This is a genomic window from Kribbella sp. NPDC050820 (assembly GCF_040653975.1).
GTDB lineage: Bacteria > Actinomycetota > Actinomycetes > Propionibacteriales > Kribbellaceae > Kribbella.
The window spans coordinates 45,960-70,400 of the sequence record NZ_JBFAHB010000002.1 but is presented as its reverse complement, the minus strand read 5'-3'; the positions used below and the strand labels follow the sequence as shown (position 1 = coordinate 70,400).

At 68.8% G+C, this 24,441-nt stretch carries 22 protein-coding genes; 11 read left to right on the top strand and 11 right to left on the bottom strand.

Annotation, left to right across the window (positions count from 1 at the left end; translation table 11 throughout):
- Position 1 precedes the first annotated feature (1 nt).
- The gene (locus AB0H36_RS02680; RefSeq protein WP_360515315.1) at positions 2 to 931 is read right to left on the bottom strand and encodes a sugar ABC transporter permease; all 930 of its coding nucleotides are present in this window, start codon (positions 929 to 931) and stop codon (positions 2 to 4) included.
- Between the two features lie 37 nt (positions 932 to 968).
- Entirely contained in the window at positions 969 to 2,324 is a 1,356-nt protein-coding gene (locus AB0H36_RS02675) for an extracellular solute-binding protein (RefSeq protein ID WP_360515312.1), read from the bottom strand.
- A 288-nt stretch (positions 2,325 to 2,612) separates the two neighbouring features.
- Here AB0H36_RS02675 and AB0H36_RS02670 point away from each other — a divergent pair, with 288 nt between their 5' ends.
- The 3 genes from AB0H36_RS02670 to AB0H36_RS02660 all read left to right on the top strand — a co-directional run bounded on the left by AB0H36_RS02670 (position 2,613) and on the right by AB0H36_RS02660 (position 8,504).
- Positions 2,613 to 5,006, top strand: coding sequence for a glycoside hydrolase family 3 N-terminal domain-containing protein (locus AB0H36_RS02670; protein WP_360515309.1), 2,394 nt, complete (start codon positions 2,613 to 2,615; stop codon positions 5,004 to 5,006).
- 4 nt (positions 5,007 to 5,010) lie between these two features.
- Complete coding sequence (locus tag AB0H36_RS02665) at positions 5,011 to 6,069, top strand: LacI family DNA-binding transcriptional regulator (protein ID WP_360515306.1); 1,059 nt, start codon at positions 5,011 to 5,013, stop codon at positions 6,067 to 6,069.
- Positions 6,070 to 6,245: 176 nt separating this feature from the next.
- On the top strand, positions 6,246 to 8,504 hold the full coding sequence (locus tag AB0H36_RS02660) for an ATP-binding domain-containing protein (protein WP_360515303.1): 2,259 nt from the start codon (positions 6,246 to 6,248) through the stop codon (positions 8,502 to 8,504).
- Here AB0H36_RS02660 and AB0H36_RS02655 read toward each other — a convergent pair.
- Complete coding sequence (locus AB0H36_RS02655; protein ID WP_360515300.1) at positions 8,470 to 8,817, bottom strand: AzlD domain-containing protein; 348 nt, start codon at positions 8,815 to 8,817, stop codon at positions 8,470 to 8,472. The two genes, AB0H36_RS02660 and AB0H36_RS02655, sit on opposite strands and share 35 nt — an antisense overlap.
- Positions 8,810 to 9,508: an AzlC family ABC transporter permease gene (locus tag AB0H36_RS02650; RefSeq protein ID WP_360515297.1), complete on the bottom strand. Its 699-nt coding sequence runs from the start codon at positions 9,506 to 9,508 to the stop codon at positions 8,810 to 8,812. Before AB0H36_RS02650 ends, AB0H36_RS02655 begins: the two co-directional genes overlap by 8 nt.
- A gap of 80 nt (positions 9,509 to 9,588) precedes the next feature.
- Here AB0H36_RS02650 and AB0H36_RS02645 point away from each other — a divergent pair, with 80 nt between their 5' ends.
- The 3 genes from AB0H36_RS02645 to AB0H36_RS02635 all read left to right on the top strand — a co-directional run bounded on the left by AB0H36_RS02645 (position 9,589) and on the right by AB0H36_RS02635 (position 13,843).
- Positions 9,589 to 10,020: an Lrp/AsnC family transcriptional regulator gene (locus AB0H36_RS02645; protein WP_360515294.1), complete on the top strand. Its 432-nt coding sequence runs from the start codon at positions 9,589 to 9,591 to the stop codon at positions 10,018 to 10,020.
- A gap of 97 nt (positions 10,021 to 10,117) precedes the next feature.
- Entirely contained in the window at positions 10,118 to 12,514 is a 2,397-nt protein-coding gene (locus AB0H36_RS02640) for a penicillin-binding protein (RefSeq protein ID WP_360515291.1), read from the top strand.
- An 84-nt stretch (positions 12,515 to 12,598) separates the two neighbouring features.
- Complete coding sequence (locus AB0H36_RS02635; RefSeq protein WP_360515288.1) at positions 12,599 to 13,843, top strand: aminotransferase class I/II-fold pyridoxal phosphate-dependent enzyme; 1,245 nt, start codon at positions 12,599 to 12,601, stop codon at positions 13,841 to 13,843.
- Here AB0H36_RS02635 and AB0H36_RS02630 read toward each other — a convergent pair.
- Entirely contained in the window at positions 13,840 to 14,607 is a 768-nt protein-coding gene (locus tag AB0H36_RS02630) for a phytanoyl-CoA dioxygenase family protein (RefSeq protein WP_360515285.1), read from the bottom strand. The two genes, AB0H36_RS02635 and AB0H36_RS02630, sit on opposite strands and share 4 nt — an antisense overlap.
- An 83-nt stretch (positions 14,608 to 14,690) precedes the next feature.
- Between AB0H36_RS02630 and AB0H36_RS02625 the strand changes: the two genes are divergently transcribed.
- The gene (locus AB0H36_RS02625) at positions 14,691 to 15,437 is read left to right on the top strand and encodes an AraC family transcriptional regulator (RefSeq protein WP_360515282.1); all 747 of its coding nucleotides are present in this window, start codon (positions 14,691 to 14,693) and stop codon (positions 15,435 to 15,437) included.
- A gap of 3 nt (positions 15,438 to 15,440) precedes the next feature.
- On the opposite strand, the gene AB0H36_RS02620 is transcribed toward AB0H36_RS02625, so the two are convergent.
- A complete protein-coding gene (locus AB0H36_RS02620; protein WP_360515279.1) occupies positions 15,441 to 15,947 on the bottom strand; it encodes a PaaI family thioesterase in 507 nt (168 codons plus the stop codon).
- A 65-nt stretch (positions 15,948 to 16,012) separates the two neighbouring features.
- Here AB0H36_RS02620 and AB0H36_RS02615 point away from each other — a divergent pair, with 65 nt between their 5' ends.
- Positions 16,013 to 16,522, top strand: a complete 510-nt coding sequence (locus AB0H36_RS02615) for a helix-turn-helix domain-containing protein (protein WP_360515276.1) — start codon at positions 16,013 to 16,015, stop codon at positions 16,520 to 16,522.
- A 234-nt stretch (positions 16,523 to 16,756) separates the two neighbouring features.
- Entirely contained in the window at positions 16,757 to 17,266 is a 510-nt protein-coding gene (locus tag AB0H36_RS02610; RefSeq protein ID WP_360515273.1) for an excalibur calcium-binding domain-containing protein, read from the top strand.
- Here AB0H36_RS02610 and AB0H36_RS02605 read toward each other — a convergent pair.
- The 3 genes from AB0H36_RS02605 to AB0H36_RS02595 form a co-directional block, all read right to left on the bottom strand.
- Positions 17,206 to 18,126 carry a hypothetical protein gene (locus tag AB0H36_RS02605; RefSeq protein ID WP_360515270.1) on the bottom strand — a complete coding sequence of 307 codons (921 nt, stop codon included), beginning with the start codon at positions 18,124 to 18,126 and terminating at the stop codon, positions 17,206 to 17,208. The genes AB0H36_RS02610 and AB0H36_RS02605 overlap by 61 nt on opposite strands.
- Positions 18,127 to 18,218: 92 nt before the next feature.
- Entirely contained in the window at positions 18,219 to 19,166 is a 948-nt protein-coding gene (locus tag AB0H36_RS02600; RefSeq protein WP_360515267.1) for a hypothetical protein, read from the bottom strand.
- A gap of 139 nt (positions 19,167 to 19,305) precedes the next feature.
- A complete protein-coding gene (locus AB0H36_RS02595) occupies positions 19,306 to 20,664 on the bottom strand; it encodes an NAD-dependent succinate-semialdehyde dehydrogenase (RefSeq protein ID WP_360515264.1) in 1,359 nt (452 codons plus the stop codon).
- A gap of 146 nt (positions 20,665 to 20,810) precedes the next feature.
- Here AB0H36_RS02595 and AB0H36_RS02590 point away from each other — a divergent pair, with 146 nt between their 5' ends.
- Positions 20,811 to 22,913, top strand: coding sequence for a M6 family metalloprotease domain-containing protein (locus tag AB0H36_RS02590; protein WP_360515261.1), 2,103 nt, complete (start codon positions 20,811 to 20,813; stop codon positions 22,911 to 22,913).
- On the opposite strand, the gene AB0H36_RS02585 is transcribed toward AB0H36_RS02590, so the two are convergent.
- Positions 22,857 to 23,519, bottom strand: coding sequence for a histone deacetylase (locus tag AB0H36_RS02585; RefSeq protein ID WP_360515259.1), 663 nt, complete (start codon positions 23,517 to 23,519; stop codon positions 22,857 to 22,859). The two genes, AB0H36_RS02590 and AB0H36_RS02585, sit on opposite strands and share 57 nt — an antisense overlap.
- On the opposite strand from AB0H36_RS02585, the gene AB0H36_RS02580 reads away from it, so the two are divergent.
- A complete protein-coding gene (locus AB0H36_RS02580; RefSeq protein ID WP_360515256.1) occupies positions 23,511 to 23,954 on the top strand; it encodes a hypothetical protein in 444 nt (147 codons plus the stop codon). The two genes, AB0H36_RS02585 and AB0H36_RS02580, sit on opposite strands and share 9 nt — an antisense overlap.
- On the opposite strand, the gene AB0H36_RS02575 is transcribed toward AB0H36_RS02580, so the two are convergent.
- Positions 23,947 to 24,387 carry a LysE family translocator gene (locus AB0H36_RS02575; RefSeq protein WP_360515253.1) on the bottom strand — a complete coding sequence of 147 codons (441 nt, stop codon included), beginning with the start codon at positions 24,385 to 24,387 and terminating at the stop codon, positions 23,947 to 23,949. The two genes, AB0H36_RS02580 and AB0H36_RS02575, sit on opposite strands and share 8 nt — an antisense overlap.
- Between the last annotated feature and the right edge of the window lie 54 nt (positions 24,388 to 24,441).

The window sequence follows — 24,441 nt, the reverse complement described above, 5'->3', positions numbered from 1 at the left end:
GTCACGCACCTTCCTGCTGGCTGGACGTCAAACTCCCGCCGAGCCTTCGCAGCAAGAGCGCGAGCGCCAGGCCGAAAAGCACCAGCAGAACGGCGATCACACTCGCCGGGCCCATCAGGTTCGCCTGGAAACCGCGCTTGTACATGTCGAGCGCGAGCACCCGGGTGGCGTCACCGGGACCGCCGGCGGTGAGCACGAAGATCAGGTCGAAGAAGGTCAGCGAACCCACCAGGATCAGCGTCGACGACGTGATGATCGTGTACTTCAGCTGCGGCACGGTGATGCTGAAGAACTGCCGGACCCGGCCGGCGCCGTCGATCGCGGCTGCCTCGTACATCGAGGTCGGGATCTGCCGGACCCCGCCTTGGTAGATCAGGGAGTGGAACGGGATGAACTGCCAGGACACGACGAAGATGACCACGCCGAGGGCGAGCGTCTCGTTGCCGAGCCAGTCCTGGGTGAGGAATCCGATCTTCAACCCGGGGCCGAGCCCGAAATTCGGGTCCAGCAGGGCCTTGTAGGTGATCGCGATCGCGGCCGAGCTGAGCAGCAGCGGGATGAAGAACAGCACCGCGAGGAAACCGCGGTAGCGCTGCCGGCCGGCCAGGAAGGTGCCGATCAGCATGCTGATCGGCGTCTGCACCGCCCAGGACAGGATCATGATCTCGAACGTCACCCAGATCGTGTGCGGCAGCGCGGGGTCGTCGAGCACCGAGCGCCAGCTGTCGAACCCGGCCGGGTGGATCGCACCGAGACCGTCCCACTGGGTGAAGCTGAGGAACAGGACACCGAACAGCGGCACGATGCCGAAGGCGATGAACATGACCAGCGCGGGCAGCGCCATCCAGGCGACGGAACCGCTCCGCCCGGCGCCGCCGGACGGAGCTTTGCGGCCAGTGGCCGGCAGGACAGGCGGAGCGGTCGTCGTCATGGGGCCCTCCCGGCCGGAGGCGAGGCCAAAGGCACTGTCACTGCCCGATCACCGCGTTCATGCTGTCGGCGAACTGCTGGGGGGAGATCGACAGCTGGAACAGCTTGGCGATGTTGTCGAGCAGCGTCTCGGCCTGGGTCGGGCTGAGCGCCTGGTCCCAGGACTGCTGGAAGCTCTTCGCGTTCGCCGAGGTGTCGTAGACGAAGTTCAGCCACTCGGAGTCGTTCTTGTCCGTCACCGAGGACAGCTTGTCCTTGGCGCTCGTCACCACCGGGATGTTGCCGGACTGCACCCAGGCCTCGACCGAGGCGTCGTCGAGGGTGTTGTTGGCCAGGAACTTCTTCGCGGTCTCCTTCTCGCCGGCGCTGGCCTTGGAGGAGATGGACAGGTACTGCCCCGGGTTGCCGACCGTGTTGCTCGGGTCGCCCTTGCCGCCGTCGACCGGCGGGAAGTTCATGTAGCCGAGGTGGCCGCCGGTGACGAAGTCGCCGCCGGAGGCCTTCATGTTGCCGTAGGTCCAGGCGCCGTGCAGCATCATCGCGGCCTTGCCGGTGAACAGCAGCGCCTGGTCGGCGTTGGAGTCGGCGGTGATCGAGGAGAAGCCCTTGATGAAGCCGTTCGCCTTGATCAGGTTCTGCATCTCCTCCAGCGCCTTCAGCGCCGACGGGTCCGACCAACTGTTCGGCTTGCCGTCGAAGATGTTCTGGAAGACCTCGGCGCCGCCGATCCGGTCGAACAGGAACTCCAGCCACATCATGTTGGTCCAGCGCGACTGGCCGCCGAGCGAGAACGGCGCGATGCCGGCGTTGTTGAACTTCGGCACCAGGTCCATGATGTCGCCCCAGGACTTGGGCGGCTCGACACCGACCTTCTGGAAGGACCGCTTGTCGTAGAACAGCACGATCGGCGTCGTGGTCTCGACCGGCATCGCGTAGATCTTGCCGCCGACCGTCGCGGCGCCGAAGGCGGACGGGAAGATCGACTGCTTCAGCGCCGACTGCTCCCCGAACCACGAGGTCAGGTCCTCGACCTGGTTGGCGTCGACGTAGCTCTTCAGGCCACCGCCGCCCCAGCCCCAGATCAGCGTCGGCCCCTGGCCGGCCCCGATCGCGGTCTTGATCTTCTGCTTGAACGCGTCGTTCTGGAACTCGGTGAACTTGATCTGGGTGCCCGAGTTCGCGTCGTTGAACCGCTTGACCTGCGCTTCCCGGATCGCCTGCTGCGGCTGGCCGGTCAGGAACCAGTACGACGCACCGCTGCCGGCCGCCGCACCACCCGTGGAGCCGCCGGAGCTCTGTGGGCCGGAAGTGCCGCAGGCAGCCAGTCCGGCCGCGAGCGCGCCGCCGCCGACCAGGCCGAGAAAGGAACGCCGAGATGTCGTGATGGGATCCACAGTGATCTCCGTACTCCAGGCCGCGGACCCGCTCCACGGCGCGTGGCTGTCGGGGCGCTCAAGGCCCCCCGATTAAGACTATGTTTCGTAACGTAGATTTCGAGAGTTTCGCTGTCAAGACTTGAACTACCGTCAGTTTGGGGTCACAGTGAGGTCACGGATTCCCTGCTGTCACAGGAGATCCATAGACTTCCCGAGCACCGTGACGAGGGCGGAGAGCCGCCCCGAAACTTCGAAAAGTTTTCGATACTTTGTCACGGCAAAGGGCCCAGGTTAAGGGAGAATTTCTTGTCCACGCCGACCTCCTCCAGCGTGCCGGACCGTCCCTGGCTCGACCCCGCGCTCGCGCCCGACAAGCGCGCCGAGCTGCTCCTGCAGGCGATGACACCGGCGGAGAAGGTCGCGCAGCTCGGCAGCCGGTGGGCCGGTAACGACATGGCCGACCACGAGCTCCCCGAAGAGGAGACGATCAACGTCGCGCCGATGGAGGACGTGTTCGCGGCCGGTGGCTCGCTGTCGCTCGAGGAGGCGAGCCGGCACGGACTCGGCCACCTCACCCGGGTCTGGGGCAGCGTCCCGCAGTCGGTCGAGCACGGTGTCGAGGAGCTGATCCGCCAGCACCATGTAGTGCTCGAGGGATCCCGGCTCGGCGTCCCGGCCCTGGTCCACGAGGAGTGCCTCACCGGCTTCACGACGTACGGCGCGACCGTCTACCCGGCATCGATCGCCTGGGGCGCCACGTTCGATCCCGCGCTGGTCGAGCGGATGGCCGCGGCGATCGGGCGCGACATGGCCGCGGTTGGTGTGCACCAGGGGTTGTCGCCGGTGCTCGACGTCGTCCGTGACTATCGCTGGGGCCGGGTCGAGGAGACGATCGGCGAGGATCCGTACCTGGTGGCCATGCTCGGGTCGGCGTACGTCCGCGGGCTGCAGAGTGCCGGCGTGGTCGCGACGCTGAAGCACTTCGCCGGGTACTCGGCGTCCAGGGCCGGGCGCAACCACGGGCCGGTGTCGATGGGGCGTCGCGAGCTGCTCGACTTCATCCTGCCGACGTTCGAGACCGCGATCGCGACGGCCGACGCGGGCTCGGTGATGAGCTCGTACTCCGACATCGACGGCCTGCCGGCGAGTGCGGATCCGTGGCTGTTCACCGACGTACTGCGCACGGAGTGGGGGTTCGGCGGCACGGTCGTGTCGGACTACTGGGCGGTGCCGTTCCTCTCGTCGATGCACCGGGTCGCGTCCGACAATGCGGACGCCGGTGTGGTCGCGCTGACGGCCGGCACCGATGTCGAACTGCCGGACACCATCGGGTTCGCCGGCCTGCTCGAGAAGGTGCAGTCGGGTGTCGTCTCCGAGGAACTGGTCGATCGCGCGGCCCGGCGGTTGCTGCTGCAGAAAGTCAAGCTCGGCCTGCTCGATCCCGACTGGACCCCGGAGGGCTCGGTGCGCGCGGGCGGCGTCGACCTCGACTCGGCCGAGAACCGGGAGATCGCCCAGCGGCTCGCCGAGCGCTCGGTCATCCTCCTCGACGCCGGTACGGCGTTGCCGCTGGCGACCGGCCTGCGCAAGATCGCGGTGGTCGGGCCGTGCGCGGCCGACCCGCGCACGCTGATGGGCTGCTACGCGTTCCCGAACCACGTGCTCCCCCGCTACCCCGACCGCGGTTTCGGGATCGACGTCCCCAGCCAGATCGATGCCCTGCGCAACGAGATCGGCGACGCGGAGCTCGTGCACGCCAAGGGTTGTGAGGTCACCGGCGACGACCGGTCCGGTATCGAGGCCGCGGTCGCGGCGGCCCGGGACGCCGAGCTGTGCATCGCGTACGTCGGTGATCGCTCCGGACTGTTCGGCCACGGCACCTCCGGCGAAGGCTGTGACGCCGAGGACCTGCGGCTTCCCGGCGTACAGGGTGAGCTGCTCGACCAACTGCTCGACACCGGTACGCCGGTCGTCGTGGTGGTCGTCTCGGGCCGTCCGTACGCGCTCGGCGACTTCGCGGACCGACTCGCCGGGCTGGTCCAGGCGTTCCTTCCCGGCCAGGAGGGTGCGGCCGCGATCGCCGGCGTACTGAGTGGGCGGATCGTGCCGAGCGGCAAGCTGCCGGTGCAGATCCCGCGCCACGTCGGCGGGCAGCCGGGCACGTACCTGCAGCCCGCGCTCGGCAGTGTGGAGAGCGCCGGGATCAGCGGGCTGGAGGCGCGGCCGCTGTTCCCGTTCGGGTACGGAGCGTCGTACACCAGCTTCGAGGTCGGCGACCTGCGCGTCAGCGCGACCGAGATCGGGAGCGACGGTGAGTTCACCGCGACCGTCCGGGTCCGCAACACCGGCGACCGGGCCGGCGACGAGGTCGTCCAGCTCTACCTGCACGACGTGGTGGCCCGGATCGCCCGCCCGCTGAAACAGCTGACCGGCTTCGCGCGGGTGTCGCTGGAGCCGGGCGAGGCCGCCGATGTCACCTTCCGTGTGCACGCCGATCGCACCGCGTACACCGGGCCGGACCTGCAGCGAATCGTCGAGCCGGGTGACGTCGAGGTGATGATCGGCACGTCGTCACTGGACCTGCCGTGTCGGGCTTTTGTCCGGGTTACCGGGGATGTGAGGGTGGTGGGACACGATCGCGTGCTGACCACCCCGGTCGAGTTGACGCCGGTGGTGACCGAGGGAGCAGGAGGAGGATGATGGGATGCCGCGGTTGAAGGGTCGCGTCACCCTGGCCACCGTGGCCGGCACGGCCGGGGTGTCGGTCGCCACGGTCTCCAAGGTGCTCAACGGCCGCAGCGACGTCTCGCCGGCCACCCGGGCCCGGGTCCAGGACATCCTCGAGAAGCACGGGTACGTCGGCCGCCGGCCGGAGCCGGTCGAGCGCGACAGCGTCGAGCTCTTCTTCCAGGGTGTGCTGAACGCCTACTCGGTCGAGGTGATCCAGGGCGTCGTCGAGGCCGGGCAGGTGGCCGGCGTGGACGTCGTACTGAACGCCCATCCTCCGCACCCGCAGACCTCGAGCTCCGGCCGGGCCGCGCGCTGGATCCGGGAGCTGATCGGCAACGGCCGGCGCGCCGCGATCGGCATCACCAGCGAGCTCGCCGACGCCGACCTCGCCGCGCTGTCCCGGGCCCGGCTGCCGCTCGTGGTCGTCGATCCGATCGACATCCCGCAGCCGGACGTGACGAGCGTCGGCTCGACCAACTTCGCCGGCGGGATGGCGGCCACCCAGCACCTGCTGTCCCTCGGCCACCACCGGATCGCGTACATCGGCGGTCCGCCGACCTCAGGCTGCAACCAGGCCCGGATGAGCGGGTTCCGCAGCGCGATGGACGCGGTCGGCGCGCCGGTGCCGCCGGAGTACATCTGGCTGCGGGACTTCCTGTACGACGACGGTCTGGCCGGCGGGGCCGCCATGCTCGACCTGCCGGACCGGCCGACTGCGATCTTCGCCGGCAGCGACGAGGTCGCCCTCGGCATCCTGGAGGCGGCCCGCGCCCGCGGCCTGCGCGTCCCCGAGGACCTCAGCGTGGTCGGCTTCGACGACACCGAGGTCGCCCGGCTCGCCTCTCCCCCGCTCACCACGGTGAAGCAGCCACTGCGCGAGATGGGCGCCGTAGCACTACGCACAGCCCTGCAGCTGGCTGCCGGCGAAAAGGTCGACTCCCACCATGTGGAGCTGGCAACGACCCTGATCATCCGGTCCTCGGCCGCGCCCAACCACTACCCGCGGCCCAGAGCCGCCGACCGCCCGGCCTGACGCAGCGCCGGACCTGCTCACTCGCCTGTTCTTCTACCGACGGTTTGTTGCCCGGTGCGCCGATTCGGCGTACCGTTGTGTGTTTGTGCGGAGACATAAAAAAAGACGCCCGGTGGGGCATCTAATAACAGATTAGCAGGAAATTCCGCTCTGTGCAAACACCTATTGGGGGCAGTGTGACGGACGAGGTGCTGGTGCGCGAGATCGCCGTGGAACAAGGCGATGTGACGAGGATGTACGACCGGCTCGACGTTCTCCGGGAGCGGGCCCGCGGGGAATTGGCGCGGGTTCAGCGCGAGGAGACCACCGAGACCGAGCAGGCCTGGGCCGAACGCGAGTCTTTCACCGATCTGTTCGCCGGACGGTTCTCGCAATTGTCGTCGGTGGAACGCGGGTTGTGTTTCGGCCGGATCGACACCGGCGACGGCGGGCGCTTCCACGTCGGCCGGATCGGGCTGTTCGACGAGGACTACGACCCGCTCCTGATCGACTGGCGGACACCGGTCGCGCAGGTGTTCTACCGCGCGACGCCGGCCGACCCGCTCGGCGTCACCCGGCGCCGGCACATCCGGCTGTACGGCCGCACGGTGGTCGGCGTGGACGACGACGTACTGGATCTGGAGGCACTCGGCGACACCGAACGCCGGACGCTGATCGGCGAGGCCGCGCTGATGGCGTCACTCGGCGCGAGCCGCACCGGCCGGATGAACGAGATCGTCGCGACGATCCAGACCGAGCAGGACGAGATCATCCGCTCCGGGCTGCCCGGCGTGCTGGTGGTCCAGGGCGGTCCGGGCACCGGCAAGACCGTGGTCGCGCTGCATCGCGCGGCGTACCTGCTCTACACGCATCGCGAGCAGCTGTCGCGGAGCGGCGTACTGGTCGTCGGGCCCAACGCGACCTTCCTGCGCTACATCGATCAGGTGCTCCCCTCGCTCGGTGAGACCGATGTCGTGCTGGCGACTGTCGGCGAGCTCTACCCGGGCGTAGACGCGACTGCGGCGGAGTCCCAGGCGGCGGCCCGGGTCAAGGGCGACGAGGCGATGGCCGACGTCCTCGCGCGGGCCGTGCGTGACTTCCAGCTGGTGCCGACGGCCCCGATCGAGCTGAAGGTGGATCAGCATGATCTCGTACTGCGGCCGAGCGTCGTACGGAAGGCTCGGGAGCGGGCCCGGGCCACGGACCGGCCGCACAACCGGGCTCGGCTCGTCTTCGTGCGTGCGATTCTCACGGCGTTGACCAATCAGATCGCCGATCGGCTCGGGCGGCGGTATCTCGGGACCGAGGACCTCGAGGACATCCGCAAGGAGCTGACCGAGGACGACAAGGTTCAGGCGCTACTGGTCCGGCTCTGGCCCGAGCTCACGCCGCAGATCCTGGTGTCCGTGCTGCTGTCGTCACCGGAGCGACTCAAGGCCGCGGCGCCGCACCTGACCGACGACGAGCTGGCAGCGGTACGGCGGCCGGTCGACGCCGAGTGGACGCAGTCCGACGTCGCGCTCCTCGACAAGGCGGCCGAGCTGCTCGGCGACACCGACGGAACCGTTGCCGCACGCAACCGGAAGGAGTCGGACGACGCGGCGGCCGAGCAGGTCCACTGGGAGTACGCCCGGGGCGTCATCGACATCGAGCTCACCGCCGACCGGATCACCATCGAGCCGTGGGAGATCGAGGAGTTCGCCGCGCTCGTCCACCACCGGACGCAACTGATCGAGAACCCCGGCACCGTGGCCGAACGGGCCGCGTCCGACCGCACCTGGGTGTTCGGACACGTCATCGTGGACGAGGCGCAGGAGCTGTCCGCGATGGACTGGCGGATGCTGATGCGCCGGTGCCCGCGTCGCTCGATGACGCTGGTCGGAGACGTCGCGCAGACCGGCTCGGCGGCGGGAATCGCCTCGTGGGCCGATGTTCTGGACAAGTACGCGCCGCGGCGGTGGCGGAGCGCGGAGCTGACGGTGAACTACCGCACGCCCACCGAGATCATGGCCGTCGCCGGGAACGTGCTGGCCGCGATCGACCCGTCGCTCAGCCCGCCGGCTTCGGTCCGCCAGACCGGCACCCAGCCGTGGCTCGACTCGGTGCCCGCGGACGCGTTCGTGGACGCGCTCGTGACCACGATCAGGTTCGAGCGCCAGGCGATCGACGACGGGCGGCTCGCGGTCATCGTCCCGGCCTCGCGGTACGACGAGCTGGCCGCCGTACTCCCGGACGTTGCCCACGGCCACGACCCGGCCGTCCTCGACGCCGGCGCCGCCCTGCTCGACGTGGCCCAGTCCAAAGGCCTCGAGTTCGACGCCGTCCTGATCGCCGACCCGGCCACCATCATCACCGACTCCCCCCGCGGCCTCTCCGACCTCTACGTAGCCATCACCCGAGCGACCAAGCGCCTCACCATCCTCACCCCAGGCCCCCTCCCAGCGGTACTGCGTTGACCAGGACGACGTAGGTGGTGGTGCCGATCCCAACGCTGAGGATGGTCCGGCGACCGAGGAGGAGATGTGCGGCCGCGGTCACCGCAACAGCAAGGATCGCGTAGGGCATCGCGCCGGGGGCTTCGGTGACGGTGGTGTGCAGGGCTGCGGCGGCGAGGACGGCGAGGATGCCCACCGGCATCCAGAGCGCGAACTCCTGCACGACGGTCGACGTACGGAGGGTGCGGAGGATCGCGAAGGGTACGGCGCGCAACGCGAGGGTGATGGTGAAGACGATCGCCAGGACGGCGACGACGTACGACGTACTAGGCATGGACGACCTTCAGGGCGTGACGGGCGAGCAGGAGAACGACGAAGAGGACGAGAGCGGTGAGCATCGCGGCTCCCGGCGTGAGCACCAGGGCGACCACAACGCTGCCCAAGGCGAGCAGCAGGGATGGGAGCTCGCGCCGGGAGCGGAACGCGTCGAGCGTGAGCACGGTGAAGAGCGCGCAGAGTGCGAACTCCAGGCCCTTGATCGGCGCGGGCAAGGCGGCACCGAGCGCGACGCCGACGAATCCGCCGCCGACCCAGTAGGTCTGGCAGGTCAACTGCATCGCGATCAGCCGGCTGGCCGAGCGTTCGGACGGCGGGAGGGAGGCTTGTACGGCGTACGCCTCGTCGATCATCGCGTAGACGGCGTACGCCTTGGCGAAGCGGTTCTTCACCAGGTCGAGCGGGAACGAGAACGCGTAGAAGACATGCCGGAAGTTGACCACGACAACAGTCAGCGCCACCGCGGCCAAGGGCGCGGTGGTGGCGATCATGCCAACGAGCAGCAACTCGAGCGAACCGGCGAACGCCGCCAGCGAGAGCGCCGGCGCGATCCACCACGGCAGTCCGGCCTGGACGACGAGCAGGCCGAGCGCGATGCCGAGCGGGAAGATCCCGAGCCCGGCGGAGAACGAGTCACGGATCCCCGCGCCGGCAGCGCCGTAACGAGGGACCAGCAGAGTTTGAGGCACCTCTTCATGGTCCCGGAAATGCAGTGAGAGGTGGTTGCGAAGATTGCCCTCGGGACGCCGCTCTGTGCAATCATCAGGCCATGGATGCCGTCGATCGCGCAATAATCGCAGAGTTGACCCGCGACGGGCGGTTGACCAACGTCGAGCTGGCCGGGCGGGTCGGTCTCACCGCCGGGCCGTGTCTGCGGCGGGTGCAGCGGCTCGAGGCCGACGGCGTGATCCAGGGTTACCAGGCTGTGCTCGACCCGGCTGCACTGGGACGGTCGTTCGAGGTGCTGCTCAACATCACTCTCGAGGCCAACGACGCCGCGGCCGTCGATCGGTTCGAGCAGACGCTGGTCGCGCTCGACGAGGTCACCGAGCTCCGGCGCCTGTTCGGCACACCCGACTACTTCGTCCGCGTCGCAGTCGCCGACCTGACCGCGTACGAGGCGTTCCTCAGCACCCACGTCCTCCCGATCCCCCGGGTCCAGCGGGTCACCTCCGCCTTCACCATGAAGGTCATCAAGTGAGCGAGCCCTCACGCTCGGTGAGATCTTTGGGTAATTGAGTAAAGTCCGTAACGAAAAGGCTCCCGGAAAGGCCTGTCCTGACGTAATCTGCCGGACCATGCACAGAGGCGAGCCCGCCCGGCCCAACGTTGCACAATCGGTGATCCTGTTCCTGCTGGTCAGCGGTCTGTGCGGCGCCCTCGTCGCCGGACTTGCGCTTCCGTTCGCCGGCCTGGCCGGCGTCACCACGGAGAAGGCGCACGACACCGTCCAGTTCCTTCCGCAGGACCTGCAGACGGCGCCGCTGGCCCAGAAGAGCCAGATCCTGGCGGCCGACGGCTCGCTGATCGCCACGCTGTACCAAGAGAACCGCACGCCGGTCACGCTGAAGCAGATCAGCCCGGTGATGCTGAAGGCGATCGTCGCGATCGAGGACGACCGCTTCTACCAGCACGGTGCGCTGGACGCGAAGGGGACGCTGCGCGCGCTGCTGCGCAACCAGTCCCAGGGCTCGGTCCAGCAGGGCGGCTCCAGCATCACCCAGCAGTACGTGAAGCTCAGCCTGGTCGCGAAGGCGCGCACGCCGGAGGAGATCCAGGCCGCCACCGCGGAGACCTACGAGCGCAAGGTCGCCGAGCTCCGCTACGCGATCGCGATCGAGAAGCAGTACTCCAAGGACGAGATCCTCAACCGCTACCTGAACCTCGCCTTCTTCGGCGACCGCTCGTACGGCGTCGAGGCGGCGGCGATGCACTACTTCGGGGTGCACGCGGCCAAGCTCAACCTGCCGCAGGCCGCACTGCTGGCCGGCCTGGTGAAGAACCCGACCGGGTACAACCCGACCAACAACCCGAAGCGGGCCAAGGAGCGCCGCGACGTGGTGCTGCGCCGGATGCAGGAGCTGAACATCATCTCGGCCAAGGAGGCCCGGGACGCGCTCAAGACGCCGGTGCTGGACCCGGCCAAGATCCGCAACGTGCCGAGCGGCTGCGCCAACTCGAAGTACCCGTTCTACTGCGACTACATCGTGGCCGCGCTGAAGGACAACCCGGCGTTCGGCAAGACCGGCGAGGACCGGGAGAACTACATCGAGACCTCCGGCCTGATCGTGCGCACGTCACTGGACCCGAAGATCCAGAAGGCGGCCCAGGCCTCGATCGACAAGCACTCCAAGCCGACCGACACCGCGGTCGCCGCGATCACCGTCGTCGAGCCGGGCACCGGCCTGGTGAAGGCGATGGCGCAGAGCCGGACGTACGGCAGCAAGAAGGGCCAGACGTCGTACAACTACAACGTCGAGAAGTCGTACCCGGGCGGCTTCGGCGGCTTCCAGAACGGCTCGACGATGAAGGCGTTCACGATCGCGGCCGCGATCGGCGGGGGCGTCCCGATGACGTACCGGATCGCCTCGCCGCAGACCATCGACCTGAGCAACAAGAAGTTCAGCACCTGTGGCGGCGGCACCACGTCCGACCCCGACTACAAGCCGAAGAACTCCACCAAGACGGTCGCCGACCCGTCGATGATCGACGCGGCCCGGGCGTCGACCAACACCTACTTCCTGCAGCTGTCCCAGCAGATCGGCCTCTGCCCGATCGCGACCGTTGCAGGCAAGCTCGGCATGTACGACGCCCAGACGCTGCAACCGCTGAAGCAGACCGTCTCGTACACGCTGGGGCCCGGCCTGGTCAGCCCGTTGATGCTGTCCAACGCTTACGCGACCTTCGCGGCCCGCGGGATCTACTGCAAGCCGCAGGTGGTTACCGCGATCACCAGCAGCCGGGGCAAGGGCGTCCCGACCCCGGGACCGAATTGCAAGCGGGCCTTGTCGCCGACGGTCGCCGACGGCGTGAACTACGTCCTGCAGAAGGTCATGGAGCCGGGCGGCACCGGCGCCAAGCTGAAGTTCGGCAAGAGCGATCTGGCCGGCAAGACCGGAACGACCGACTACAATCTGGCGGTCTGGTTCGCGGGCTACACGAACAGACTGGCCGCCGCCACAGTGGTGGCCGACGCGGATCCGGAGTACACCAACCTGATCGGTCACACGCTCAACGGCAAGAAGATGCGCGACGCCTCCGGTTCCGGTACGGCGGGACCGATCTGGCAGGCCGCGATGCAGGCAGCGTTGCAGGGCCTGCCGTCGAGCAAGTTCGTGCAGCCGGACGACAAGACGATCCGCGGCAACGTGAAGGATCTGCCGTACCTGAAGGGCATGCCGCCCGCCGAGGCGATCGCGAAGCTGATGCAGCTGGGCTTCAAGGCGCAGGTCGCGCCGGAGCCGGTGGACTCGGACGCGCAGGCGGGGATGGTCGCCTACACCACGCCGCGGCAGGAGGACGGTGCTCCGGCCGGTGCGACCGTGACGCTGCACCTGTCCAACGGCAGCAAGGCGCAACCGCCGGTGACACCACCCACACCGCCGATGACACCACCGACGATCAAGCCGCCGCCGGGCTTCCCGACCTGCCCGCCGTGGGACCCGAAGTACCCCAACTGCCGGCGCGGTCGCTGACCGGTCTGTGGATATCTTCTGCGGGCCGCCGGGGTGAGTCACTAGGCTGTGGCCGTTCGAAGCCAGAGCAGAAAGGGAAATCCTGTGACCGTCGATGAGCTGCAGCGCGCCCGCCAGGAGTACGACGACCTTGTCGCGCGGGGGCTGAAGCTCGACCTGACGCGCGGAAAGCCGTCACCCCGGCAACTCGATCTCGCGAACGGGATGCTCGACCAAGACGTCGAGCCGGTGTCGGCCGCCGGGGTGGACCTGCGCAACTACGGCGGTCTGGAGGGGCTGCCCGAGCTGCGGGCGATCTTCGCCGGCTCTCTGCAGGTGCCGGTCGACCAGCTGCTTGCGGCCGGCAACTCCAGCCTGGAGCTGATGCACGACGCGGTGGTGTTCTCGCTGCTGGGCGTCGTACCGGGCGCGGAGCGACGGTGGGTCGACGAGCCGGAGATCACCTTCCTGTGCCCGGTGCCCGGGTACGACCGGCACTTCTCGGTCTGCGAGCGGTTCGGCATCAAGATGGTCGCGGTGCCGATGACGCCGGACGGACCGGACATGGACGTCGTCGAGCGGCTGGTCGCGGCGGACCCGCAGGTGAAGGGCATCTGGTGCGTGCCCAAGTACAGCAACCCCGACGGCACGGTGTACTCGGACGAGGCGGTGCGGCGGCTGGCGGCGATGGAGACGGCGGCCCCGGACTTCCGGATCTTCTGGGACAACGCGTACGCCGTTCACCACCTGACCGACACCGAGTCCGAGATCGCCGACGTGCTGGCGTTGTGTGCCGAGCACGGCCATCCGGACCGGGCGCTCGTGTTCGGGTCCAGCTCGAAGATCACCTTCGCCGGGTCCGGGGTGGCGTTCTTCGGGTCCTCCCCCGCCAACGTCGCCTGGTGGCTGAGCCACACCTCGAAGCGCAGCATCGGCCCGGACAAGATCAACCAGTTGCGGCACGTGCAGTTCCTGCGCGACGCCGACGGGCTGCGGGCGCACATGCGGAACCTGGCGGAGCTGATCCGGCCCAAGTTCGAGGCCGTGGACAAGATCCTCAGCGCCGAGCTCGGCGGCACCGACCTGGCGTCCTGGACCAGCCCCGCCGGCGGCTACTTCATCACGCTCCAGGTCCCGAAGGGTTGCGCCCGCGCCGTCGTCGCGAAGGCGAAGGCCGCCGGCATCGCCCTGACCCCAGCCGGCGCCAGCCACCCGTACGGCGACGACCCGGACGACCGGACGATCCGCATCGCCCCGACCTACCCCGAGCTGCCCGAGGTCGAGGCAGCCATCTCCGGTCTGGTCACCTGCATCCGCCTCGTCGGCGCGGAGCAGCAGCCGGCCGGCTAGTTGGTGCCGGTGACGTCGAGGATGAAGCGCTGGGCCGGCGTCAGGCGGTTGTAGGTCTCGACGCGGAGGTAGGCCTGCTGGTCCAGCTGCTGCGGGAGATGGCGTAGGGCGAAGTAGGAGTGCATCGCCCTCCGCGGCTGGTCGGTCCGGTTCTGGGTGCCGCCGTGCCAGAGGTGGCTGTTGAAGACGACGACCGTGCCGGCCTTGCCGGTCAGCAGAACCTGGTCCGGGTGCTCGTCACCCGGGTTGGCCATCTCGTCGCCGGGCATGGTGCCGCGCCGGTGTGAGCCGGGCACCACGCGGGTCGCGCCGTTGTCCGGGGTGAAGTCGTCGAGCAGCCAGATCGAGTTGCACACCTCGTACGCGCCGGGCTCGACCGGGTGGCCGAAGTCGGCGTGCAGGCCCTGATGCCCCTGCCCCGGCAGGGCTGCGCGGCTGTTCAGCGACGACAGCCGGAACTCGCCGAGCACGTGCTTCATCGCGGCCAGCACCCGCGGGCGGCTGAAGCAGACTTCGAACCTCGGATCCTTGTTGACCAGGTCGGCAAGCCGGTCCGTACCCCTCTCCTGGTGCACCTCGAGACCCGCTCGGTCGCCCTCGGCAGTGGTGAGCTCCGCCATCCGTTTGTTGAGGCCGGACACCTCTTCCGCCGTGAGGATTCCCTCGAGCGGCAGGAACCCGTCACGGTCGAGCCGGTCCTTCTCGGCTTGGGTGAGCACGTCGCCGGTCACGCCGAGGTCGTGCAGTGCGGTCGCCATATCCATAAGCACTCCTTCACAGGTTGCACGAATCGATGTCAGCATCGATCGAACGTGCCTGGGAAACAATGCAGGAGGCGACAGCGACTATGCACAAATCGCTCCAGCTGCTCGGCGCCGGCGTACACACGGCCGGTCCGGGCAAGGACTATCCGTCGCACGCGCACACCTCGTGGGAGCTGGTCTACTACGTGCGCGGCCGGATCACGTGCCCGATCGGCGACGAGACGTACGCCGCCACGCCCGGCACCGTCCTGCTCACGCCACCGCGGACGTTCCACGCCGAGCTCAGCCGGACCGGCTACGCCAACCGCTTCCTGCAGGTCGACGCCGCGGCCGGGCGCCCGTGGCCGCGGGTCTGCTTCGACGACGGCGAGCGCAGCCTCGGCCGGGTCTTCGACGCCATCGTCCGGGAGAGCGCGCAGCCCGGCGACGAGAGCGATCGGATGTGCTCGCTGCTGCTCGACGAGCTCGACCTTCTGCTGCGCCGCGCTGCGGCCGCGGAGCCGGTGACTGCCGCCGAACAACTGGTCGCGCAGGCCGAGCGGATCTTCGAGGAACGCTTCGCCTCGGGCATCCGGGTCGCCGAGGTCGCCGCCGAGCTCGGCATCTCGCCGTCCGGGCTACGGGCCGCCTTCGCACGACTGCGTGGCACGAGCCCGCGCGCGGCGCTCCAACATGTGCGCCTGCGGCACGCGCTCGGCCACATCCGCAACTCCACGCTGACGCTGCAGGCGATCGCAGAGCTGACCGGCTACGACTCGGTCAGCCACCTCAGCCGCCAGGTCAAGGCCGCGACCGGCTCGGCGCCGGGCGCACTGCGTACGCCGGAATGACAGTCACGGGAGGTCGAAGAGCAGGCACGTCGAGGTCGCGTGCGCCAGCAGGGTCCCACGCTCGTCGAACAGCCGGGACTCGGCAGCAGCGGTACGGCGGCCGCGGCTGATCATCGCGCCTTCGCACCGGAGCAGACCGGAGGAGACCGTGACCGGCTTGATGAAGCGGGTCATCAGGTCGAGCGAGGTGTACCCCACGCCGGCCGGAAGCGTCGAGTGGACCGTGCATCCGGCGGCGGTGTCGAGCAGCGTCGCGATGATGCCGCCGTGCACCGTGCCGAGCGGGTTGTAGTGGAACTCGGCGGCCGGCATCAGCACCGCGACCCGGCCCTCCTCGACCTCGAACCCGGTCCCGCCGACGAGCTGCAGGATCGGCGGCGGCGGGACCTTGCCGTCCCGCATCGCCTGCAGCATCTCCAGGCCGGAGATCGCGCCGAGCGACGCGGCCGTCAGCGCCGGGTCGGCCCAGGTGAAGGTACGGCTGCGGGTCGCCTGCTGGGTCTCTGTCATGGACCGAGCCTCACACTACGCAGCTGGGTCTGTCAACGAGACCTAGCCCTCACTACGATAGCCCCATGACGGCACTGAATGCCGCGCCTCCGGTGCGGGGGTACGACGCCCTGGACTGGTCGGTGGACAACTGCCCGATCGGCCGGGCGATGGAGATCCTCGGCGAGCGGTGGACCGTAGTGGTGCTGCGCGAGGTGTTCAACGGCATCCGCCGGTTCGACGACCTGCGGATCCGCACTGACATCCCCCGCCAGGTGCTGTCCAACCGGCTGGCCAAACTCGTCGAGCACGGCATCCTGCGCCGGGTGCCGTACCGCGAGCCCGGGGCCCGGCAGCGCGACGAGTACCGGCTGACCGAGAAGGGCTTCGACCTCTACCCACTGCTGATCGCGATCCGCGACTGGGGTGACAAGTACCTGGCCGGTCCCGAAGGCTCGCCGCTGACCATCATCCATCGCGACTGCGGCGCGGTCGTCCACACCGAGGTCCATTGTGCGGCCGGCCACACCGTTGAGTCACCGCGCGACGCCGTACCGCGACCGGGACCGGGTGCCAAGCGGCGTTCAAACGATTGAAAACGACGACATTCGGGCCTAGGCCAGACTTTCCCGCGTGATTGTCTGTAGGCTGCCTGACGCGATGAACAACCTGGGGGAGCAGGAGGTTGTGTGAGGCAGTTCAACGCGCCACCGGGCTGGCCCGGCCCGCCGAACGCGAGGTGGCGACCGCCCAAACGCTGGGGACCCGCTTCGTCGTGGCCGCCGGCCCCGGCCGGCTGGAGATTCTGGGTCGACGAAGAAGGCTATCCGGTGCGCGGACCGATCGGACGGTACGGCGGTCCGAGTGTGATCAAGCTCGGGTCGGCGACGCTCGTCGTACTCGTGTTGATCGGACTGGTGCTGTTCAACCCGTTCACCGGCGGCGACGACACGAAGCCCACGGCGGCGCCGACGTCTGAGGTCGAGACGTCGTCGGAGCCGGAGAGCTCGCCGGCCGCTCCCGAGACCGGGGCTCCTCCGACAACCACGCCGACCACGCCACCCACGCCGACAACGTCGGAGGAGTCGTCGCCTACTTCGGCACCGAGTTCCACGCCGACGGGGCCCGAGTCGTCGGCGCCTTCGTCGACGCCGGACCCGGCCAACCCCCCGACCAGTGCGCCCACGACTGCGCCGACCAGCACCAAACCGGTCGTGTTCAGCACCTGCGCCGAGGCTCGGGCCGCAGGCAAGGCGCCGCTGTACCGCGGTCGGCCGGGCTACTCCGAAGCGCTCGACAAGAACGGTGACGGGATCGCCTGCGAGCGCGGCAACTCCTGACCGCCGTCGCGGACGCCCTCGTCCCACAGCTCCTGCGTCTGGATGATCCAGAAGGTCGCGAACAGCGTGATCAGCGCGCCTTCGATCCACAGCACCAGGTGCTCCCAGCCGAAGATCGCCTTCCAGGCCCAGAACGCGAGCGGAACGACGACCATCGCGATGGCGATGGCGGAGTACCGGTTGGCCGGCACCGGCTTGGTCTCCGGCGCCCGGTGGTGCTCCGCGCGGTGCTGCTTGCGGCGGAAGTCCTGCGCGTTGACCACCACGACCGCGATGATGCAGGCGAACATCACCAACGCCGCCGTGTAGTGCGCGTTGGCGATGAACCCGGCCCGGTCGGCGAAGAACCACGCGACGCCACCGCCGAAGAGCAGGAGCGCGACAGCGAAGCCGACCAGGTACATGGGGTTCCGGTCCTCGCGTGACAACCGCGCCCGGAGCACGAACACCGCGGTGACGACCAGACACGGCACGCCGACGACGAACAGCGCCAGCATGTTGTTGGCGATGTTCGCGGCGGTGTCACCCAGCACGACCGGCACCGACCGGCACCGACCTGCACCCGGTGTCGGCACCAGCGCCACGACGGGTGCGAGGATCCCGGCGACGTTGAGCAGGATGTCCTCCCGCTCGGTGTTGCCCTTCAGCACCACCATGCAGAGGCCGATGGCGATCAGGCCGCCGACGAAGATCGCCTGCACCGGCGTGTAGTAGTAGGCGCTGATCGACGTCTGCAGACAGCGCGGATTCGTCTTCGACCACTCGATCACCAGTGACGCGGCGAGCAGCACCACCATCGCCACCATCGCCATCCGCAGGTAGCGGTAGGTCTTGATCGAGTAACCCGCAGGCTCAGCCATGTCCGCCCCCTAGAGATGTGCTCCCCCTGTTACTCGCAGTATGCGCTGCGTCGGGCCGCACGGCAGCGCGTGCGGCCCGCCGCGTGTCGGGATCAGCCGGCCTGGGCCGTGTTGTAGACGTTCTGGGCGTCGGTGCCGAAGTACGGGCCGAACATCCAGGTCGGGATGAAGTTGATCTTGTAGCTGTTCACCGAGTTCACGATGCCGGCGCCGGTCGACTCGCTGAACTGCAGGAACCAGCCGCCGCCACTCGAGCCGCCGGTCATGTCGCAGGTCATCCCGATCCCGTTGGAGATGAGCGCGTTGAACGTCGTACCGCTGCAGTAGATCAGCTTCGAGCCGTCGTACGGCGCAGCGGCCGGGTAGCCGAAGGCGTACATGTTCTGGCCGCGCGCCTGGTTGAACGCGATGCCCTGGCCGCCGACCACGTCGGTGAGGTTCTGGCCGTTGAGCTGGTTCACCGCCGCGGCGCCGACGTCGTAGTTGATGTCCTCGCTGGCCACCCACTGCGGCGTCGCGTAGGTCTTCTTCGCGGTCCACGTCCCGTACGGCGTGCTGCCGTTGTTGTACGCCGGGACGAAGGCCCAGTTGGTGTGGAACGCGCCGTCCAGCTTCACGCAGTGGCCGGCGGTGATCACGGTGCTCTTGTTCGTCGAGGTCACCGCGGTCCCGCTGCAGGACGCCGTACGGCCCTGGTAGGTGAAGAACACCCGGCCCTCGGTGCTGACGATCTTGCCGCCGCCGGTCCACTGACCGCCGCCGTTCGGGAACGCGGTCGGCGCGACCGTCGTGGGCTTGCCGGCCGCCGGCGCGGCGGCCACCCGCTGCTTCGGTTTCAGAAGCTGTTCGAGCGGTACGGCGGACCGCATCCGCTCGGGTGTCCAGAAGCCGGCGACCTTGGCCTGCTCGGCCTTGGTCGTCGCGGCCTCGTGGACCGTCGAGGGGTGGCCGGCGGACGCCGTACCGGCGAGCGGTACGACGAGGCCGACGGCACAGGTGGTTGCGAGCAGGACGGAACGAAGGGGGCGGAATCGCATCATCTGCTGCCACTCTTTCCCGGCCGGTGGATCGCACCGGCCGTCCTCACGGAACAGATCTGGCCGGACCGGTTTCACACAGTCACCAGCCCGTTACATCAGGTGCGTAACCTTATGCGTAAAACGCCCGTTTCAAAACCCTTTACAGCCTGATCGACTTCTTGTTCATGAACTCCTCGATCCCGGCCGGGCCGAGCTCGCGGCCGATGCCGGAGCGTTTGATGCCCCCGAACGGGAGGTCGGCCTGGGAGCCGCCGGCCCGGTTGAGGTAGACCATGCCGGCGTCGATCCGCTCGGCGACGCGGCGCAGGCGGTCGGGGTCGGTCCCCCAGACGCTGGCGCCGAGACCGAACGGGGTGTCGTTGGCGAGCCGGACCGCGTCGTCCTCGTCCGCGGCGCGGAACACGATGACGACCGGGCCGAAGATCTCCTCGTAGTACGCGTCCATCGCCGGGGTGACGTCGGTGAGCACGGTTGCTTCGAGAAAAGCACCAGGCTCGATCCGGTGTCCGCCGGCGCGCAGCGTCGCACCCTGCTCGACGGCCTTCGTCACCTGGCCTGCGACCTCGTCCGCGGCCGCGGCCGACGCCAGCGGCGGAAGCTTCGTTTCCGGGTCGCCCGGGTCGCCGGGCCGGTAGTACTCCGCGATTCGTTTGGTCAGCCGGTCGACGTACTTTTCATAGATGTCGGCGAGCACGATCATCCGTTTCGGCGCGTTGCACGATTGGCCGCAGTTCCGCATCCGCGCGGTCGCGGTGGCGTTGACCGTCTCGTCCATGTCGGCGGTGTCGAGCACGATCAGCGGGTCGGAGCCGCCGAGCTCGAGCACGGTCTTCTTCAGGTGCCGCCCGGCCTCGGCCGCCACCGACACCCCGGCCTGCTCGCTGCCGGTCAGCGAGACGCCCTGGATCCGCGGGTCGGCCAGGATCGCCGGGATCTGCCGGCTGGACGCGAACGTGTTGACGTACACGTCGTCCGGCACGCCGGCGGCGTGCAGGATCTCCTCGATCGCGCGGGCCGAGCGCGGGCAGATCGAGGCGTGCTTGAGCAGGATGGTGTTGCCGAGCACCAGGTTCGGCGCGACGAACCGGGCCACCTGGTAGCACGGGAAGTTCCACGGCATGATGCCGAGCAGCGGCCCGATCGGGCCCTTGGTGATGACGGCCTTGCCGCCCTTGATGTCCAGCGGCTCGTCGGCCAGCAACGCCGGCCCGTGCTCGGCGTAGTACCGGAAGATGTCGACCACGATGCCGACCTCGCCGCGGCCCTCGTTGATCCGCTTCCCCATCTCCAGCGTCATGATCGCAGCCAGTTCCTCGGCCCGTTCCTCGAACAGGTCCGCCGCCCGCGCCACGATCGCGGCCCGCTCCCGCACCGACCGGGCCCGCCACCCCGCATATCCCCCGGCCACCCGCCCGACCGCGGCGTGAACTTCTTCCTCCGTCGAGTTGGCCACTTCCTCGACCACCACACCCGTCGCCGGGTTCGTCACCACGTACATGGTTCCTCCATCCACAGCCGTCGCGCCCAGGTTGGCGACTTCATTCCATACTGTATACAGTGGTCTCATCTGTTGTGGTCACGGGTGTTCACAGGGCAAGCTCATGGCAGCCCGTTGTCCCGCCCTAGTCGATCGGATGCCCGCCCGTGTCTGAGCAACGGAAGTTTCGTCTTGTCCTGAAGCTGGTCGCCGTACTCGCCGCCGTCTCGGTGCCCTCGATGGCGCTGGCCTCGCCGAGCGCGACCGCACCCCCGGATCCCGCTAATGCTTGGCAGTTTCCGCATTGGCCGCAGAAGCAGCCTTGGCAGGAGTCGGGATCGCCGCAGCGTGTTGCGGCTACCACCGCCGAGGGGTTGCCGGGGGCCATTGATCCGCAGAACTGGGTGAACCCGGACCACATGACGTGGGGTGACTACCGCAAGCCGCCGGGGACCAACTGGTCCGACCCGAACGTGAAGGGGTCGACGCGGACGTTCAAGGGTGCGCTGGTGCTCGTGGACTACCCGAACCAGGACTTCGTCGTGACCAAGGCGAAGGGGTCGACGCCGTTCGGGAACCCGAGTGCCGAGGCGAACGGCGTGCCGCGCGACCAGGTCGCCGAGTTCTACAAGAACTTCCTCAACACCCCGGGCACGCTGAACCGCGGCCACACCATCCACGAGTACTGGATGGAGGACTCCGGCGGCCGGTACGGCGTCGACCTGACCGCGTTCGGCCCGTACCGGATGCCCGGCAAGTCGCACGAGTACGCGATGGAGTTCCAGGGCGGCACCGCCTGCCCGGCCGGTGACGACTGCACCAAGAACATTCGCACCGACGGCCGCGCCGCCTGGGTCGCCGACCAGGGCCCGGAGGTGCCGGCCGGGTTCGACTTCGTCTTCTTCCTGAGCGCCGGGCAGGACGAGTCGTCCACCTGGCAGGAGTTCGGGATGATGAAGTTCCCGACCAAGGAGGACGTCACCGACGAGTTCGGCCCGCCGGACCCGGCGCTGCCGAACTGGTCCGACACCCGGTACGTCGACTGGACGTCCTGGGCCGCCGGCGCGTCGATCTGGCCGAACGCCGGCGGCGGATCGTCGACGCAGGCCGAGAGCTCCGGGATGGGCGTCTACGCGCACGAGCTCAGCCACATCCTGGGCATCGGCGACAACTACAACAACCCGTACGGCGTTCCGCCACGGCGCGCGTACACCGGCATCTGGGAGATGCTCAGCCGCGGCAGCTTCAACGGCCCGGGTGGTCCGCACAGCCGCTGGATGATCCCGGCGACCGGTGGCGGCTCGATGGGCGCGCAGCACATGCTCCGGAACAAGATCAAGCTGCAGATGGTCGACGAGAAGAACGTCCTGCGGCTGTCCCGCGAGGCCCTCGCGACGTCCGGTGTCGTGATCGCCGACGTCACCGCGAGGACGGTCCAGCCCGGTCCCAAGGGCTTGGCCGGCGTGAACATCCAGCTCGGCGGCGCAGGCGATCTCGCACCACCTTGCAGCGTCACCACGGACCCGATGTGCGACGGCCGCGGGTACCAGAACTACACGGTCGAGGTGGTCGACCGGATGGGCACGGACTCGTTCACCCCCGACGCCGGCGTACTGCTGGCGAAGACGAAGAACGAGGACCGCGCGCCGTTCGAGTGGGTCATCGACGCGAACCCGCAGGACATCGGCATGACCGACTACGTGCTGCCCGACGGCACCGAGGTACCGATCACGATCGGCGACTACCGCCAGCTGTCCGACGCCCTCTTCCACGCCGGCACGAACTCGGGCAGCGAGTACGAGTACACCGACGCCGCCAACCGCCTGCACTTCTACGTCACCAACGTGAAGCGGGACCGCCATGGCGTGCTCTCCTACACGGTCGCCATCCGGTCGCTCGACGGCGCCGGAGCCCAGAAGCGCGGCGTCCGGGTGCTGCCGACCGTGGCCAAGCCGCAGCAGAACGGCGTGCAGACCTGCAGCTTCCAGCTGACCAACACCGGTACGGCGGCGTCCGGATCACAGCACCCCGCGGACGTCACGTCGTACCTCAAGGGCGACGTCTACCGCGTGAGCGCCGAGATCGAGGGCCAGGGCTGGTCGATGTCCCTGCCCAACGCCCTCGCCACCGCGAACGCGGGCCAGCACACGACGGTCCCGGTCTACACGAAGTCCGGCACCGCGCCGCTGGCCAAGATCACCCTGACCGCCACCTCAGAAAGCGACCCCACCAAGCAATCCACCGCCACCTGCCTCGCCGTCAAGCGCTGACGCGAGCTCGTCCACTGTCCACGCCCGACTGACACCGGTCGCGGAGTAGAGATACTCCGCGACCCGGCGGGCGGCCCAGCCGTGCGCTTCGGCGAGGCCGGCGGCGATCCAGCGCAGGTACGGGAGGGTCGGCGCGTTCGGTTCGAGGTCGGCGACGGTGCCGTGGGTGACGGTGAACATGGGTACGCCGTCCTGCTCACCCAGGCGGGCCACAGTCTCGTAGCGCCCCGAACCCATCGCGTGGACGGCATCAACCTCCGGGAGTACGGCGGCCAGGTCGCGAGCGAACTCGCCTCCCGGGTCGCGGCGCATCTCTTGCGCGGCAATGTCGCCCAGTTGATCCGCGGTCACCAGATAGGCCCGCGCGGCCACCACGCCCGGCGCGGCCGGGTTGTAGAACGCCGAGCCGCCACCCCAGACCCGGGACTCCCCCGCGAAGACCAGGCCGCCCGGGACCTCGACCGCTGCGATCCGCGCCGGGTCGCGGGCGTCGCGGCACCCCGGGTAGACACGCGCGCCGCCGGCCGGGCGGCCGCCGGCCAGGTAGCAGCGGAACCTGTCGAGGGCGAGGTTGGACCCGTAGGCGACGTACCAGACGTGGTCCACACCGCTCAGAATAGTTCGGAAGTCGGCTCTTTCAAACAGCACAGTTCATCTTCCACCGGGAGTTCCGGCCAGGAGACACTGCCGTTCCACCCGGAGGCTGACGACCTCGGACTGCAGTTCCTGCAGGGCCTCCCGCACAGCTGGCCGGACGGGCAGCAGGCGATCAACAAGGGCAAGTACAACCAGTGGATCGCGGCCAAGTCCGCGGTGACGATGGCCGACCTGCCAGACACGTCGGCGTACGAGCCGCCGGACAACGACCGGCACCCGGACTACCGGCCGACCCGCACCCACACCATCACCACCACCAACCGCTGGTACGACGTCTCCATCACCACCAACGACACGACGTACCTCCGCCGCCTGGCCGGCCACGTCGAAACCGGCACCCCGGCCTCAGCGACCCCGCCATCCGCACCACCTGAGCTCATGTGAGCACTGTCAACCCGGCGAGGCCGAGGTAGACCCCACCCGTGGTCTGCCGAAGCCTCCGCCGGGCGCGGTGGGACTCATGCCACCGGCTCGCGAGCCCACCGGCCGCGATCGCGTACGCCGCGTCGCAGCAGCCCGCGAGTACGACGAAGCACCCGCCGAGCACCAGGATCTGCACCGGCCCGGACCCCTCCGCCGGACGGACGAACTGCGGCAGGAACGCGAGAAAGAACAGCGCGGTCTTCGGATTCAGCAGGTCGACGAGGATCCCGTCCCGGACGAGCCGCCCGTAGCCCGACGACACCGCCCGGTGCTTCGGTCCACTGTCGGCCGGCCGGTGCCGGAGCTCGCGGATCCCCATCACGATCAGGTAGGCGGCGCCGGCGTACGTGACTGCCTGGAACAGCTCGTGGGACGAGGCCACCACGAACGCCACGGATGGTCCCGGTACGAGTGGTACCGCCAGCGCTGCAAGGCAAAAGGACAGGAC